Annotated in this window: 12 protein-coding genes and 1 pseudogene; 5 read left to right on the plus strand and 8 right to left on the minus strand. The window is 61.8% G+C overall.

Annotation, left to right across the window (positions count from 1 at the left end; all coding sequences use genetic code 11):
• Positions 1-338 precede the first annotated feature (338 nt).
• The 4 genes and pseudogenes from SLW74_RS10970 to SLW74_RS10985 form a co-directional block, all read right to left on the minus strand.
• Positions 339-1,550 carry a diguanylate cyclase domain-containing protein gene (locus SLW74_RS10970; RefSeq protein WP_410928871.1) on the minus strand — a complete coding sequence of 404 codons (1,212 nt, stop codon included), beginning with the start codon at positions 1,548-1,550 and terminating at the stop codon, positions 339-341.
• A gap of 137 nt (positions 1,551-1,687) precedes the next feature.
• A complete protein-coding gene (locus SLW74_RS10975; RefSeq protein ID WP_410929048.1) occupies positions 1,688-2,527 on the minus strand; it encodes a methyl-accepting chemotaxis protein in 840 nt (279 codons plus the stop codon).
• Between the two features lie 15 nt (positions 2,528-2,542).
• Positions 2,543-3,577: pseudogene (locus tag SLW74_RS10980) on the minus strand (cache domain-containing protein); the annotation flags it as partial.
• 333 nt (positions 3,578-3,910) lie between these two features.
• Positions 3,911-4,423, minus strand: coding sequence for an acyloxyacyl hydrolase (locus tag SLW74_RS10985; protein ID WP_410928872.1), 513 nt, complete (start codon positions 4,421-4,423; stop codon positions 3,911-3,913).
• 299 nt (positions 4,424-4,722) lie between these two features.
• Between SLW74_RS10985 and SLW74_RS10990 the strand changes: the two genes are divergently transcribed.
• A complete protein-coding gene (locus SLW74_RS10990) occupies positions 4,723-5,148 on the plus strand; it encodes a VOC family protein (RefSeq protein ID WP_065988806.1) in 426 nt (141 codons plus the stop codon).
• A 17-nt stretch (positions 5,149-5,165) separates the two neighbouring features.
• Here the strand turns inward: SLW74_RS10990 and SLW74_RS10995 are convergent, their stop codons facing one another.
• Entirely contained in the window at positions 5,166-6,044 is an 879-nt protein-coding gene (locus tag SLW74_RS10995) for a LysR family transcriptional regulator (protein ID WP_192130286.1), read from the minus strand.
• Positions 6,045-6,174: 130 nt separating this feature from the next.
• Complete coding sequence (locus SLW74_RS11000) at positions 6,175-7,266, minus strand: NADH:flavin oxidoreductase/NADH oxidase (protein ID WP_065988808.1); 1,092 nt, start codon at positions 7,264-7,266, stop codon at positions 6,175-6,177.
• Positions 7,267-7,351: 85 nt separating this feature from the next.
• Between SLW74_RS11000 and SLW74_RS11005 the strand changes: the two genes are divergently transcribed.
• Positions 7,352-7,651 (plus strand): ArsR/SmtB family transcription factor, encoded by a 300-nt coding sequence (locus SLW74_RS11005; protein ID WP_296313147.1) that lies wholly within the window; start codon positions 7,352-7,354, stop codon positions 7,649-7,651.
• A gap of 98 nt (positions 7,652-7,749) precedes the next feature.
• Here SLW74_RS11005 and SLW74_RS11010 read toward each other — a convergent pair whose 3' ends face one another.
• Complete coding sequence (locus SLW74_RS11010) at positions 7,750-8,775, minus strand: YrzE family protein (RefSeq protein ID WP_065988809.1); 1,026 nt, start codon at positions 8,773-8,775, stop codon at positions 7,750-7,752.
• A gap of 263 nt (positions 8,776-9,038) precedes the next feature.
• Between SLW74_RS11010 and SLW74_RS11015 the strand changes: the two genes are divergently transcribed.
• The gene (locus tag SLW74_RS11015; protein ID WP_410928873.1) at positions 9,039-10,091 is read left to right on the plus strand and encodes a GGDEF domain-containing protein; all 1,053 of its coding nucleotides are present in this window, start codon (positions 9,039-9,041) and stop codon (positions 10,089-10,091) included.
• Positions 10,092-10,669: 578 nt separating this feature from the next.
• On the opposite strand, the gene SLW74_RS11020 is transcribed toward SLW74_RS11015, so the two are convergent.
• Positions 10,670-11,662 carry a GntR family transcriptional regulator gene (locus tag SLW74_RS11020; protein ID WP_410929049.1) on the minus strand — a complete coding sequence of 331 codons (993 nt, stop codon included), beginning with the start codon at positions 11,660-11,662 and terminating at the stop codon, positions 10,670-10,672.
• A gap of 341 nt (positions 11,663-12,003) precedes the next feature.
• Here SLW74_RS11020 and SLW74_RS11025 point away from each other — a divergent pair, with 341 nt between their 5' ends.
• Both SLW74_RS11025 and SLW74_RS11030 read left to right on the plus strand, forming a co-directional pair.
• Positions 12,004-13,416 carry an amidase gene (locus SLW74_RS11025; RefSeq protein ID WP_410928874.1) on the plus strand — a complete coding sequence of 471 codons (1,413 nt, stop codon included), beginning with the start codon at positions 12,004-12,006 and terminating at the stop codon, positions 13,414-13,416.
• On the plus strand, positions 13,416-14,297 hold the full coding sequence (locus tag SLW74_RS11030) for a polysaccharide deacetylase family protein (protein WP_065988813.1): 882 nt from the start codon (positions 13,416-13,418) through the stop codon (positions 14,295-14,297). The genes SLW74_RS11025 and SLW74_RS11030 overlap by 1 nt, the downstream gene beginning before the upstream one ends.
• Positions 14,298-14,308 lie beyond the last annotated feature (11 nt).

Below are 14,308 nucleotides of genomic sequence, written 5' to 3' on the forward strand. Positions count from 1 at the left end.
TGAACGGAAAAGTTGTCGCCGTATGTCGGGAAACCGTCGTTTTGTGACGGCCGGCACATTTGGGTGGTTTTATGCGTCACCTAATTGACGTTTTGGGGGCTGTGCTTTTTTGGCACTTGTGGGGCGGGGGGTTGCTGCGAACGATGGGTATCATTGGGTAGGAATGCAGGTTAATTGGTACGACCGGCTTTAGCCGGGAAGAGGCCTGCGTGTACACCATCAATTTTGCGGTGTGGCATCTGACGCATTCCCGGCTAAAGCCGGTCCTACAGGGGGTTGGCGGTCATTCAGGGGGATCGCGGTCGATTGAAAGGAACGCGGTCGATTGGTAGAGCTCGTTAGGCCACTTCGGCCGGGGCGCAACGCAGGCAGTCGCGGCCTTCACCCTTGGCGACATAGAGGGCCTTGTCGGCCATGGCGATGAGCACTTCGGCGCTGGTCTGCGGTGCGCTGGCGATGGCGACGCCGAGGCTGATGGTGACTCTGGCGCCCTCGCCCAGCACCGGGTGTGGCACATTCAGCGCGGCGACCGCCGAGCGCAGGTTTTCCGCCAGCGCCCTGGCCTGGGCCGGGTGGGCGTGGGTCATGAGCACGAGGATTTCCTCGCCGCCGAAGCGGAAGGTCAGGGCGTTGGCTTTCTGCGCAGTGCGCTGAATCACGCCACTGAGCAGCCGCAGGCAGGTGTCGCCCTGCATATGCCCATAATTATCGTTGTAGGATTTGAAGTGATCGATGTCCAGCAGGATCACCGCGACGTTCATGGGCGTCTGCGCCGCACGGCTCCACAACGAGGCCAGCACCTCGCCCTGAAAGCGCCGGTTGAACAATTGCGTCAGTGAATCGATGCGCGCCAGTTCCACCAGCTGCGCTCGCAGCAACTGCCCGCGCAACGCAAACAGATAACTCAACCGGCTGCCGTGTTCCAGAAACCACGACGCCATCATCAGCAACGCGGCGGTGGAGAAGAACAACAGCGCATTGGCCTGCCAGATCTGGAAGTCAGCGAAGTCAGCCAGGTAGGTTGTCACCAGCTGGATGACCAGCATGCACGCCATGGCCACCGCTGCGCAGCGCACCGGCACCTGCTGGATCACCGTGCAATACACCATGATCAGCAGCATCCCCAGTTGATAGTGCAGGCGGAACGGACTTTCGCTGTAGATCATCGCAATCAGCGGCATCACCGAACACGTCACGGTGCCGATGGCTGCCGTCGCTTCCACGATGCGCCGGGTGCTGGCACGCCGCGCGATGACCAGCAGAATCATAAAGATCGGCGTCATCAGGCAGACACGACCCAGCGCCACGTAGGTAAACATATCGTTCAGGCTCAGCCAGTCGCTGACCATGAACAGGTTGTAGATGAGGATGCCGCCAATGCCCACGGCGGACAGAAACTGGCGGCGTTGCTCAAGCGTTTCGGCCTCGTAACGACGCTCCAGCTCGGTGCTGAAACGCAGGCTGCGAAAGCGCGACGCGATGGTGCGATCGACCTCGGCAAGAAGTTGCGCGTCATGGGGGCCAGGTCGATCGAGGACAAAGGAAAGCATGTTGCACCAAAGGGCTGGGTTACCGGACTAAGACATCACTGGTGATGTCTTAGTGCCATCATTTCGTCGGAACGCTGATTTCGCAAGGGCTGGCCGATCAAGCGTCAGGTTTGCGACGAACAGCGCTGCGCCTTGCCTCAGATACGGAAACTGCCCACCAGCTGCGTCAAGCGCGCCGACTGACGTTCCAGGTCGGAACAGGCGCGCAGCGTGGCTTGCAGGTTTTCCACGCCTTCCTGGTTCAGCGTGTTGATCTCGGTGATGTCGACGTTGATCGCTTCGACCACCGAGGTCTGTTCCTCGGTGGCGGTGGCGACCGACTGGTTCATCGCGTCGATCTCGCCGATCCGCACCGTCACGCTTTCCAGGCTGGTGCCGGCCTGGTTGGCGATGCTCACGCTTTCGTGGCTCTCGCGCTGGCTGTCATTCATGATTGCCACCGCTTCACGGGCGCCGTGTTGCAGCTCCTCGATCATTTTCTGCACCTGACTGGCCGACTCCTGGGTGCGATGCGCCAGGCTACGGACCTCGTCAGCCACCACGGCAAACCCGCGCCCGGCTTCCCCGGCGCGCGCGGCTTCGATGGCTGCGTTGAGCGCCAGCAGGTTGGTTTGCTGGGAGATGCCGGTGATGACTTCGAGGATCTGCCCGATGTTGGCCGTCTTGGTGTTGAGCTGTTCGATCTGCTCGCTGGCGCCGCTGATGCGCGTCGACAACCGGTTCATCGCCTCAATGTTCTGACCGACCACGGCCTGACCGTTGGACGCCATGTTGCGGGCGTCGCTGGAATGGCCCGAGGCCATGGCGGCGTTCTGCGCGATTTCCTGCGCGGCAGCGCCCAGTTCGTTGATGGCCGCCGCGACACTGCTGGTGCGGTTGGCCTGCTGGTCGGAGTTGAGCATCGAGGAGTTCGACGCGCTCACCACCCGCAACGCGACTTCGTTGAGCTGCACGGTGGAGGAGGCGACTTCGCGCATCGAGTCATGGATCCGCTCCACGAACAGGTTGAAGCCGTTGCCCAGGTAGCCGAATTCGTCCTGGCTGAGGACCTCCAGACGTTTGGTCAGATCGCCTTCGCCCGCGGCGATGTCGTGCATGGCGCGGCCCATGGTATTCAATGGACGCATCAGCACGCTGAGCAGCACGCCCAGCAGCAGAATGATCAGCACCACGGCGATGATCGTGGCGATGATGGCCGAGTTACGGAAATCGCCCAGTGCGGCGTAGGCCTGAACCTTGTCCACCGAGATGCCCACGTACCAGTTGACCGACGGCAGACCATTGACGTGGACGAAGGTGAGGATTTCCGTCTTGCCGTCGTGCTCGCTTTCGCTGATGTCCTGGGACAGGCGCGGTGTGCCGTTCGGGTACACCTCGGCCAGGGTCTTCATGACCAGCGAGGTGTCCGGATGCACGAGGATGCGGCCGTTGGCGTCGACCAGAAAGGCATGGCCGTCGTTCTGCAGGCGCAGCGCGCTGATCATCTTCACCAGCACTTCCAGGCTCAGGTCGCCGCCCGCGACGCCGGCCACGCCGGAGGGGCCTTTGACCGGCGTGGCGATCGTCACGATCAGGCCTTTGGTGACCGCGTCCAGGTACGGCTCGGTCAGGGTGGTCTTGCCGGCCTTCAGCGCGTCGGTGTACCAGGGGCGGGTGCGCGGATCGTAATCGCCGGGCATGTCGTCGGGCGGTTGCGTCACGAACGAGCCATCGGCCTTGCCCAGATAGATGCTCATGAACGTCGAGATCAGCGTCGGCTGGCCCAGCAGGCGATTGAACACGTCGGGCGACGGCGACACCGCGGCGCCCTCGGCAACGTTTTCCACCAGCAGGATGCGTCCCGACATCCAGTTCTGGATGTTACCGGCCGTACTCTCGCCCGTCTGATTCAGACTTTCCCTTAACTGATCCCGAATGGCCGTCCGTTGCAGATAATCGTTGTAGAGGGTGAACAAGGTAAATGCGGCGATTACCACCAGCGAGGCCGCCAGTAGAATCTTGTGACTGAATTTCAGGGATTTTGTCATGCCGTAGAGCCTTCAAGCGATTGCAGGGAAAGGATTGCAGTCTGTCTGCCGGTCTATCGGCGAGCGGCGCCATAGATGAATGGCTTGCGGGTTAAAACAGGCCTCTGCCTCGCTGGAATCTGACAATCGGTCATGTGACACGGATGGCGTGTCATGAAAGGGTGGTAGGCGAAAGGTGTGTAAAGCGAGGAGGCAGGCAAGGGGAGCTGGGCAGAGACCCAAAATATGGGGCTGCAAAAGCAGCCCTCTGGCGTCCGCCCGGCGTTGGCTCAAGGGTCAGGCACGCCCCTTGCAGCTTGCCGCTGGAACCTCAGCCCCATGGAACTTCAGCCCTCAAAGCGCCTGACTGTAAACCAGCGCGTAGGACTCGATCCCGTCATTGGGCTCTTTGATCCCCGCGTTCGAATAGTGTGTCACGCGCACACCCACGCGCTGGGCGTCGCCGAACTTCAGGCCGGCGCCGAGGCGGTCTTCAAAGTTGAACGCCGAGCCAAACGTCTGATCGCCCGCGGACGCGCCGGTAAACAGCGAAACGCCCACGCCCGCTTCGATAAACGGTTTGACCGGGCCGCCGCCGAACTCATAAACGAACACTGGGGCAAACGACGCCGAATGGCGAGCGCCGGCCTGTTTGCCCGCTTCCCAGTAGGTGTAGCCCAGATCCCAATAGCCGGTCAGTTTGCCGGTGGAGCTTTCCAGCCATGCCTTGTCCCAGTCGAAACCCAGGGCGACGCGGCCGGTCAAGCCACCCTGGCTGGTGGCACCCAGTGCCCCGGAGATTTGCGTGGCATCAGCATGGGTGGCGAGAGAGGACAGACAAAGGGCTGCGAGCAGTAGCTTTTTCATGGTAGAGGTAGCCAAGAAGGTCAGTGGAACCGGGGGGACAAATCACCCGAACGGATGTAGGGCATAATGCCACTACTAAAGTTCCATTGGCACTGCGAAAAATTGCTTTGCCGTGTGGCGTTTTCGCACGCCCAGCTGCCTTACCCCGCTGCCGAGCCTTTGGACATTTCAACGCTGCCGTTGAATAGAAGGCGTTATTGATCGAAATAGTTGAGGCTCAGCAGAAGAGATATCCGCTTTCGCAGCGGTCGATCACGGTCAACAATCCGTTCCTATCATTCCCGTCCCAAGGATCGACCATGAGCCTCTCGCCATTTCACCTCGCTATTCCTGTTTATGACCTCGCCGCCGCGCGGCACTTCTACGGCGACGTTTTCGGTCTTTCCGAAGGACGCTCCAGCGAGCAGTGGGTCGATTTTGATTTCTACGGCCATCAATTGGTCATCCATGAGCACCCCAAAACCACATCCCAGGAATCCGTGCATTCCAACGCCGTGGACGGTCACGACGTGCCGGTTCCGCATTTCGGCATCATTCTGCACTGGGCGGAATGGGAAGCACTGGCGGAGCGGCTGCGCGCCCGCGAAACCCGGTTTGTGATCGAACCCTATATCCGTTTTCAGGGCCAGGTCGGCGAGCAGGCGACCATGTTTCTGTTCGATCCGTGCGGCAATGCCCTGGAATTCAAGGCCTTCAAAGACATGAGTCAACTCTTCGCCAAATAGCCGTCTGCAGATGGCCCTCAGCGCGCCGGCTGATTCAGCGTGTCGATGACGCAACGGCGAAACAGGTCCAGCAGTGGCGTGTGCCGCTGCAGGTATTTGCTCACCAGCACGATCTCGCGGAAGAAGGTCATCTCGCCCAGATCAATGATCCGCACGTCCTGCGCATGCTCCAGCCACAACCCGGCCATGGGCACCAGCGCTACGCCGAGCCCGGCGCGGACCATTTTGACGATGGCGTCCAGCTCGTCGAGCTCCAGGGTTTGCCGCACCTCGAGCTTGCGCTCGCGCAGAAACTGCGTCACCCGGCGCCCGCCGAACGAGCGTTGATCGTAGCGAATGAAGGGGTGGTCGCTGAGAATCTGCCGTGGGTCGTCGCCTTGCATGTTCGCCGGCGTGATCAGCACGAACGGCTCCTTGGCGATGACTTCCGCGTGCAGCTCCTTGGGCAGCGCGAACGGCGGTTTGATCATGATCGCCAGGTCGAGCTCGCCGGCGTCCACCTGGCTGAGCAGGTTCAGTGAAACCCCCGGCACCAGACTGGCTTCGATAAAAGGCGCCTTGCTGCGCAGTGCCACCAGGGCTTGGGGCAAGATGCCGGTCTGTGCGGTGCTGATGGCGCCGATGCGCAGCGCGCCACGAAAATCGTTGGCGCTGTCGGGGCTGCCCATGCGCCCGAACAACTGCAGCATTTCTTCAGCCAGTGCGACGGCGCGCTGCCCGGCAGCGTTGAGGGTGGCGGCGCGGCCGGTGCGGTCGAACAGGGTCACGCCGAGGGTGTCTTCGAGGTTTTTGATCTGCGCACTCACCGCCGATTGCGTCAGCCCGACCTCACGTCCGGCCGCCGCAAAGGTGCCTCGCCGCGCGACGCAGACAAAGGTTTTCAACTCTCTGATCATCGTCAGGTCCTGGGATGGGGATTCAAATCGGGCAGGGCGCATGGGCAGCCGGCCGGCAGCGGATAGTAACCAGTGCCGTCGGCAAATAAAAATGCCGCCTCAAGGGGCGGCATTCTGTATCGCGTGACGCTTAGCGGTAGCGTTCAAGCCAGTGCGCGTAAGGCGCTGGCAGGGTCCACGAGGCTTTGTCGACGCCCAGCTCTTTGGCGGCGAAATACGCCCAATGCGGGTCCGCCAGGTGCGCACGGCCGATCGAGACCAGGTCCAACTGACCATTCTGCACGGCGGCCTGGGCCAGTTTTGGATCGCCAAAACCCCATGCCGACGTCACCGGGATATCGGCTTCGCGGCGCACACGTTCGGCGATCGGGCCCATAAAGGCCGGGCCCCACGGGATGTTGGTTTCCGGGATGGTGAAACCGACACTGACGCTCAGCAGGTCGAGACCGCCGGCCTTGAAGCGGCGCGCCAGTTCGATGGATTCGCTGAGGGTCTGCTCGTCACGGCCGTCGTACTCGATCACACCGAAGCGCGCGGTCAGGGGCAGGTTTTCCGGCCAGACTTCACGGACGGCAGCGAGGGTTTCCAGCAGGAAGCGGCTGCGGTTGTCGAAGCTGCCACCGTAGGCGTCAGTGCGCTGGTTGGAGTGTTCGGAGAAGAAGCTCTGGCCCAGGTAACCGTGGGCGAAGTGCAGTTCGATCCACTCGAAGCCTGCTTCACGGGCGCGGCGCGCGGCGTCGACGAAGTCCTGCTTGACCCGGGCGATGTCGTCGAGGGTCATTTCCTGCGGGACTTTCGGCAGGTTGGCGCCGAAAGCGATAGCCGAGGGCGCGATGGTCTGCCAGCCACGGGTGTCATCGGCGGCCATGTGGTCGTCGCCTTCCCATGGACGGTTGGCACTGGCCTTGCGACCGGCGTGGGCGATCTGGATGCCGGGGATGGAACCGGCGGCCTTGATCGCTTGCACGGCAGGGATGAATGCCTGGGCGTGCTCGTCGCTCCAGATACCGGCGCAGCCCGGGGTGATGCGGCCTTCAGGGGAGACGGCTGTGGCTTCGACGACCACCAGACCGGCACCGCCGCGGGCCATGCTCGCGAGGTGAACGTGATGCCAGTCGTTGATGACGCCGTTGTCTGCCACGTACTGGCACATTGGAGGAATGGCGATGCGGTTACGCAGGGTTACGTCCTTCAGCGTGAAGGGTTCGAACAATGCCGACATGGAAATACTCCTGATGATTGAATTCGCTTGTTCGATAGTATTCGAAATATGGCGGAGGATGAAACCCCCCGCTATGATGGGCGGCATGCGCGCCTTCAAACATCCGTTACCGACCGAACTCACACTTGAGCGTTTGCTTTACGCATTAAGTGACCCCGTGCGCCTCGAAATCGTTCGCTGTCTTTCCTCGGTGTCCGAGGCCACCTGTGGCGAACTCGACGGCGGGCGGCCCAAGTCCAGCATGTCCCATCACTTCCGCGTGCTGCGGGATGCAGGCCTGGTGCACACCCGCAATATCGGCACCACCCACATGAATTCCCTGCGCACTGACGAGCTGGATGCACGTTTTCCGGGATTGTTGCGAAGCATCCTGGCTCAGGATTGAGCGCGGTGGTTTTCAGATGTACGGCGGGGAGGTTGACCTGAAACAAAAATGGCCCGATCACAGGATCGGGCCATTTTTTTTTGCGCCATCCGCGACGCTTAGACAGCGCCGACGATCTTCGCAGCCGGTTGGGTACGACGACCCATTGCACCAGCGCCTGCCGCGACAAGGGCCGACACCACGAGGGTGATCAGCAGGATCCAGGCGGCGCGGGAAATGTTTTTCGCCGCCACGTCAGCCGCTTCACGGGCTTTCTGTTCTGCCTGAGCTTTCAGCTCCTGGTACTTGGCGTACGCCTGACGGTAGCTGGCCTGGGCCTGATCAACGATCTGGTTGGCTTCGGCGTCGGTCTTGTTGCCGCGGGCCTTGATCAGGTTGACGAACGCCTGGCGGTCAGCCGCATCCCACGCCTGGTCGCCCTTGGCTTTCAGGCGGTCCAGCAAACCGCTCAGTTGCTGGTCGGCCTGTTGTGGGGCTTCAGCACTGCGCTGGGCGGTGTTTTTAGCGTCTTCCTGGGTCGTGGCGACGTCTTGCTTGACCTTGTTCGGGTCCAATTCCGGCTTGCCGGTCTGGCGCATGGCCTGTTCGATTTCACCCTGGATATCATCCAGATTGAAGTCAATGCCCTGGGCCCGCAGTTGCTCCTGAATCTTGCCGCCCACAGCCGGGGCCACTTGTGCGATGCCGCTGCCCACTGCCGACAGGCCGCTGCCTGCCAGGTTCAGACCGCCCCGCACGACGCCGGTCACGGCGCTGGACACCAGGTAAACGCTGATCAGCGAAACACTGGCCCAGACCAAAATGCCGTGGAAGGCGCCTTCGCGATGGGCCAACCGGCCGGCGGCCCAGCCACCGATGAACAGGGAAATGACCATACTGACACCCAGCCAGATGCCAGTGCCTTTGCCCATGCCCGCCAGCGGGTCGGCTTCCTGCAGCGGATCAATGCTGGCGCTGCCGATGGCGGTGCCCAGCAGGCTGAGCATCAGCGAGACCACCAGTGCGAGTACCACACCGGCCAGAATGGCGCCCCAGGAAATACGTTTGAGCAAGGGAGCAACAGCGGTGCCCCGGTAGACAGGATCATCGTAGCCAGCGGGCGTTACTCGGTCATCGCGAATCATAGTGGCAGTTCCTTTGGTCATTGGCAGAACGCAAGAGTCCTTGCGCGTAATTCAATGACACTCGGGCTTTTTAATTAGTTTTATGCAGGCGAAAAATAAAATGCTGGCAAAATGCCTAAACTTTAAAAATGCCGGAAATTCAAAGGCCTGCAAGCAGACTAAATTGGAATTAGTGCTATTCGGAATCGCGATATCGCGTCACCCCGCACACTGTCCTTAGCAACCGACCATGCCACCGTACTTATTTTTTCCGAGACATCCTGATGAATACCCTCACCGCCGATGACCGCACTCAGGTCACTCGGGAAGCCACCGTCGAATACTGGAAACACATCATCCCGATCGTGCAGATTGCTTTCGGGCTCCACGTGCTCCTGCTCGGTCTGTTTTTGATTGTGGATCTGCCCGTGATGTGGGTCACCAATGCAGTGAGCGTCGCGGCGTACATCGCCTGTCTGCTGGCGATCAAACGTCGCCTGTATCGATGCGCCGGCATGCTGATCTGCCTCGAAATCATCGCCCATGCGGCCATCGCCACCTGGGTTCTGGGCTGGGACAGCAACTTCCATCTGTACGTCTTCTGCATCGTGCCGATCATCGCCTTCGGCTTTCATTCCTCGCCGGCACGCCGCGGCTGTCTGAGCGCTGCCGTGCTAATTGTCACGGTGGGCGGGTACCTCATGCGCAACAAAGTGCCGGTGATCAGCGTCAGCGAACACGCCCAGGACCTGTTCGGCGCCGCCAACGCATTGACCGCCACAGCGTTGTTGCTTCACGCCACGGCGCTGTCGGTGCGTTTCAACCTGTCCATGCACATGAACCTCTATCACTCCGCTCACCGCGACAGCCTGACCAACCTCTACACCCGGCGGCGAGTGCTGCAGCGCTTGCGTCAGTTGGGCGGGGGCCGCCGCGAGATACCCACGGCGCTGGTGCTGATCGACATCGATCATTTCAAGCAGATCAACGACCAGCACGGTCACGACCTGGGCGATGTGGTGCTGCAACAGGTGGCCGACGTCATCGCCCGGTGCGTGCGCACCACCGACATCGCCGCGCGCTGGGGCGGCGAGGAGTTTCTGGTGTTGATGCCCAACACCACCTTCGAGGATGCGCGGCTGATCGCCGAGCGGATACTGACGCACATTCGCGAGGAGGCCGGGGAGATCAGACAGATGAGCCTGACCCTCAGCGCGACCCTTGCGGTGGCCATCCTGAAAGACGGCGAGACGTTCCGGGATGCGCTGAACCGGGCGGATCAGCGTTTGTATGAGGGCAAGGAGGAGGGGCGCAATCGGGTGATGCGGGCGGAGTGAGTGCGGTGTTGCCTCTGACGCCTTCCCGGCTAAAGCCGGTCCTACGAATGCGCGGGGTGTGGCGACTGCTTTTGATTTCAGTGGGACTGGCTTCAGCCGGGAAGAGGTCGGTGCGTACGCTAACGATTCCGAGGTGTTGCCTCTGACGCCTTCCCGGCTGAAGCCGGTCCTACGAATGCGCGCAGTGTGGCGACTGCTTTTGAGTTCAGTGGGACTGGCTTCAGCCGGGAAGAGGTTGGTGCGTAAGCCATCAATTCTGCGGTGTTGCACCTGAAGCCATCCCGGCTAACGCCGGTCCTACGAATGCGCGCAGTGTGGCGACTGCTTTTGATTTCAGTGGGACTGGCTTCAGCCGGGAAGAGGTTGGTGCGTAAGCCATCAATTCTGCGGTGTTGCACCTGAAGCCATCCCGGCTAACGCCGGTCCCACCAATGCGCGCGGTGTGGCGGCTGCTTTTGATTTCAGTGGGACTGGCTTTAGCCGGGAAGAGGTCGGTGCGTACGCTAACAATTCTGAGTTGTTGCCTCTGACGCTTTCCCGGCTAAAGCCGGTCCTACTCCGCGCATGCCCGCTCTTCTTCAACTGAGTCGGGTCAGATACGCCGGCACGGGCTGCTCAGGCAGCACGGACAGGACTTTCAGCCGCTGCAGCATCCGTTGGCTGGCGCGGTTGAGGTGCTCTTTGAGGTTGAGCGCGGCGGCATCGAAGGCGCCGTGCAGCAGCAATTCCAGGATCAGACGGTGTTCGGCCAGCATCGCGTCGTCAGGGCCGATACCCAATTGGCTATAGAAAATCCGGCTGATGATCATCGGGCTCTGGCCCTGGCGGATCAACGTCGCGATCTTGCGGTTGGTGATGCCGGCCAGGCAGTGGTGATGCAGGTCCTCCTCCAATCGCTCGATGTCCGCCAGGCTGCACTGCGGGTTATTCTGCGCCGCTTCGACCCGCGCAAGCATGGCGACCAGGTCGTCGCGGCTCAGTCCCGGTGCGGTCTGGCGCAACGCTTCAGGCTCCAGGCAGGCGCGCAGCTCGTAGTCTTCGGTCACCTCCCGAGCCGTAAGCGGCCCGGCCAGCCATTGGGAGTAGGGTTCTTTCTCTACCAGCCCCCGATCACGCAGACGCATCAGCGCCTCGCGCACCACGGCCCGGCTCACACCATAGTGTTCGGCGGCAATCTGCTCGTCGAGCCGGTAATGACCGAACGCGATACAGGTCGACAGCGCCGCGCCGATTTCCTCGTAAATCCGTTCCCCCAGCGGGCGGGTGTCGACCAGTTCTTCACTGCTGTCCAGACCCAATTGGTGGTGGGTCAGGGCCAGTCGTAGCGGCTCCACGTGGGTGCCGTCGGGATTGACCAGATAACCGCGTCCGTTGAATCGGCTGATCAGGCCTTCTTCATGGAGCAGGTCCAGCGCCCGACGCACCGGCACCCGGCTGGTGCCGAACAGCTCTGCCAGCGGCGCCTCGAGCAGCACCAAGCCTTCAGCCACGTCACCGTTGACGATGGCATCGCGCAGGACCTGCCGGATCGTGGCGTAGCGGGACGGGGTGCGGGAATCCTCGACGGACATCGATTTCATACACTTCTCGAGAGGCGGGCGGCGATTCTCGCACAAGACAGGTTGTCACTGCGGGTCACGTCAGAACGCACGGTATTGGAGCCGTTGTTACTTTTCTGCACTAAAACGTACCTTTTCGTAAATATCCATTATTGAGGCCGCTCATCACCTCACGCTCGTAAAACCACACCTTCGGTCAGCTTCAAAAGCCTGGCAACGTATCTAGCGCGGCCGTCCTGGCCCGAAGACTTGTCCATCGGGTCGTTCCAGATATCAGCGTACGCCTACTCTGGCACGCTTTCTGCCTTTGCTAAATGTACATTTCCCGAATATGTACATTAAAGGTAGATGAAATGTCCGACGCTCGCCTCCCGGATCCGTTACTCGCCGACGCACTGGCCATGGCACAAGATTTCGCCAGTGGCCGAAGCGACCCCGTGCAGGCCCTGGACGCGGTACTGAACCAGGCCGCTGCAGTCGATGACGTGTTTATTTCCTTCTCCACCCACCGGGCGCGTCGCGAAGCTCAAGCCTCGGCGGCGCGCTGGAAGGCCGGGCAACCCGCGAGCGTGCTGGACGGTGTGCCCATCGCCTGGAAAGACCTGTTTGACGTGGCCGGCAGCCCGACCACTGCAGGCGCGGCGGTGCGCCGTGATGTCGCGCCGGCGCTGCTGGACGCGCAGACCGTCGGCCTGCTGTCACGGGCCGGGATGGTCAGCGTCGGGAAGACCAACCTCAGTGAATTCGCCTACTCGGGCCTGGGCCTGAACCCCCATTTCGGCACGCCGCACAATCCGCTCGGGCATGACCAGCCGCGTATTCCGGGCGGCTCCTCGTCCGGCTCGGCGGTGGCGGTTGCGGCGGGCATCGTCCCGGTCGCCATGGGCACTGACACGGCCGGCTCGATCCGCATCCCGGCCGCCTTCAACGGCCTGGTGGGCTTTCGCAGCAGTTGCCGGCGCTACAGCCGCGACGGGGTCTTTCCCCTCGCGCACAGCCTCGACAGCCTTGGCCCGCTGACACGCAGCGTGCGCGATGCGATCGCCATTGACGACATTCTGCGGGGTCGCACGAAATCGACCTCTTTGCTGCCACGCCCGCTGGCCGGCCAGCGGTTTTGGGTCGATCAGGCTGTCCTTGAGGATGATCGCGTCGAGCCCGCGGTGCGTGACAATTTGCTGCGCGGTGTGAGTGCGGTGCAGGCCCAGGGCGCATTGATCGAGGTGCGTCCGTCGCCTGCCTTTCAGGCCACGCTTGATCTGATCCAGCAGCAAGGCTGGCTCGGTGCGGCGGAAGCGTTCGCCCTGCATCAGGCCTTGCTCGACAGCGACGCGGCCGCGCAACTCGACCCTCGCGTACGACGCCGTCTTGAAGCGGCGCGGGCGTTCCCGGCCAGCCACTTGATCAACCTCTACAACGCCCGCGAGCGCCTTCAGCAACAGATGAGCGACGAACTCGATGGCGCCTTTCTGATCACCCCGAGCGTGGCCCATGTGGCGCCGCCGCTTGCGCCATTGCTCAGCGACGATGACCTGTTCATCCGCACCAATCTGGCCACGTTGCGCCTGACCATGCCGGGCAGTTTGCTGGACATGCCGGGCGTGTCGCTGCCCAGCGGCTGCGACGCGCTCGGCCTGCCTACGGGCCTGTTGATCAGCGCGCCGTGTGGCGAAGACTCACGTTTATTACGCGCAGCGCTGGCCGTTGAGGCCGCGTTGCGCACGTCCCGAAACGAAGGATCCGATAACTCCGCTGGAGAACGATGATGGCTAAAGAAATTCTGTGCGCCTTCGGTGTCGACGTCGACGCCGTGGCAGGCTGGTTGGGTTCCTACGGTGGCGAAGATTCGCCTGACGATATTTCCCGTGGCCTGTTCGCGGGCGAGGTGGGTGCGCCGCGGCTGCTCAAGCTGTTCGAGCGCTACGGCCTGCGCACCACCTGGTTCGTCCCCGGTCACTCGATGGAGACGTTTCCCGAGCAGATGAAGGCCGTGTTCGACGCCGGTCACGAGATCGGGGTGCACGGCTACAGCCACGAAAACCCCATCGCCATGACCCCCGAGCAGGAAGAAATCGTGCTCGATAAGTCCATCGAGCTGATCACCCAAATGACCGGCAAACGCCCGACCGGCTACGTCGCACCCTGGTGGGAGTTCAGCAAGGTCACCAACGAGTTGCTGCTCAAGAAGGGCATCAAGTACGACCACAGTCTGATGCACAACGACTTCCATCCGTACTACGTCCGCGTGGGCGACAGCTGGACCAAGATCGATTACACCCAGCACCCCGACACCTGGATGAAACCGCTGGTGCGCGGTCAGGAAACCGACCTGGTGGAGATTCCGGCCAACTGGTACCTCGATGACCTGCCGCCGATGATGTTCATCAAAAAGGCGCCCAACAGCCACGGCTTCGTCAACCCGCGCCATCTGGAAGAGATGTGGCGCGATCAGTTCGACTGGGTCTACCGCGAGCACGAGCACGCCGTGTTCACCATGACCATCCACCCGGACGTCTCCGGTCGTCCGCAAGTGCTGCTCATGCTGGAGCGTCTGATCGAGCACATCCAGAGCCATGCCGGCGTCAAGTTTGTCACGTTCGACGAAATCGCCGATGACTTCGTCCGCCGTAACCCTCGCCACAGCTGATTGGCCCTTCA

The sequence above is a fragment of the Pseudomonas sp. W5-36 genome (assembly GCF_046540455.1).
Lineage (GTDB): Bacteria > Pseudomonadota > Gammaproteobacteria > Pseudomonadales > Pseudomonadaceae > Aquipseudomonas > Aquipseudomonas graminis_B.

What these genes read in the sequence shown, in the direction of transcription:
- SLW74_RS10970 (WP_410928871.1), bottom strand. Translation starts at nt 1,550, where the DNA reads ATGCTTTCCTTTGTCCTCGATCGACCTGGCCCCCATGACGCGCAACTT.
- SLW74_RS10975 (WP_410929048.1), bottom strand. Translation starts at nt 2,527, where the DNA reads ATGCGCGAAGTCGCCTCCTCCACCGTGCAGCTCAACGAAGTCGCGTTG.
- SLW74_RS10985 (WP_410928872.1), bottom strand. Translation starts at nt 4,423, where the DNA reads ATGAAAAAGCTACTGCTCGCAGCCCTTTGTCTGTCCTCTCTCGCCACC.
- SLW74_RS10990 (WP_065988806.1), top strand. Translation starts at nt 4,723, where the DNA reads ATGAGCCTCTCGCCATTTCACCTCGCTATTCCTGTTTATGACCTCGCC.
- SLW74_RS10995 (WP_192130286.1), bottom strand. Translation starts at nt 6,044, where the DNA reads ATGATCAGAGAGTTGAAAACCTTTGTCTGCGTCGCGCGGCGAGGCACC.
- SLW74_RS11000 (WP_065988808.1), bottom strand. Translation starts at nt 7,266, where the DNA reads ATGTCGGCATTGTTCGAACCCTTCACGCTGAAGGACGTAACCCTGCGT.
- SLW74_RS11005 (WP_296313147.1), top strand. Translation starts at nt 7,352, where the DNA reads ATGCGCGCCTTCAAACATCCGTTACCGACCGAACTCACACTTGAGCGT.
- SLW74_RS11010 (WP_065988809.1), bottom strand. Translation starts at nt 8,775, where the DNA reads ATGATTCGCGATGACCGAGTAACGCCCGCTGGCTACGATGATCCTGTC.
- SLW74_RS11015 (WP_410928873.1), top strand. Translation starts at nt 9,039, where the DNA reads ATGAATACCCTCACCGCCGATGACCGCACTCAGGTCACTCGGGAAGCC.
- SLW74_RS11020 (WP_410929049.1), bottom strand. Translation starts at nt 11,662, where the DNA reads ATGTCCGTCGAGGATTCCCGCACCCCGTCCCGCTACGCCACGATCCGG.
- SLW74_RS11025 (WP_410928874.1), top strand. Translation starts at nt 12,004, where the DNA reads ATGTCCGACGCTCGCCTCCCGGATCCGTTACTCGCCGACGCACTGGCC.
- SLW74_RS11030 (WP_065988813.1), top strand. Translation starts at nt 13,416, where the DNA reads ATGGCTAAAGAAATTCTGTGCGCCTTCGGTGTCGACGTCGACGCCGTG.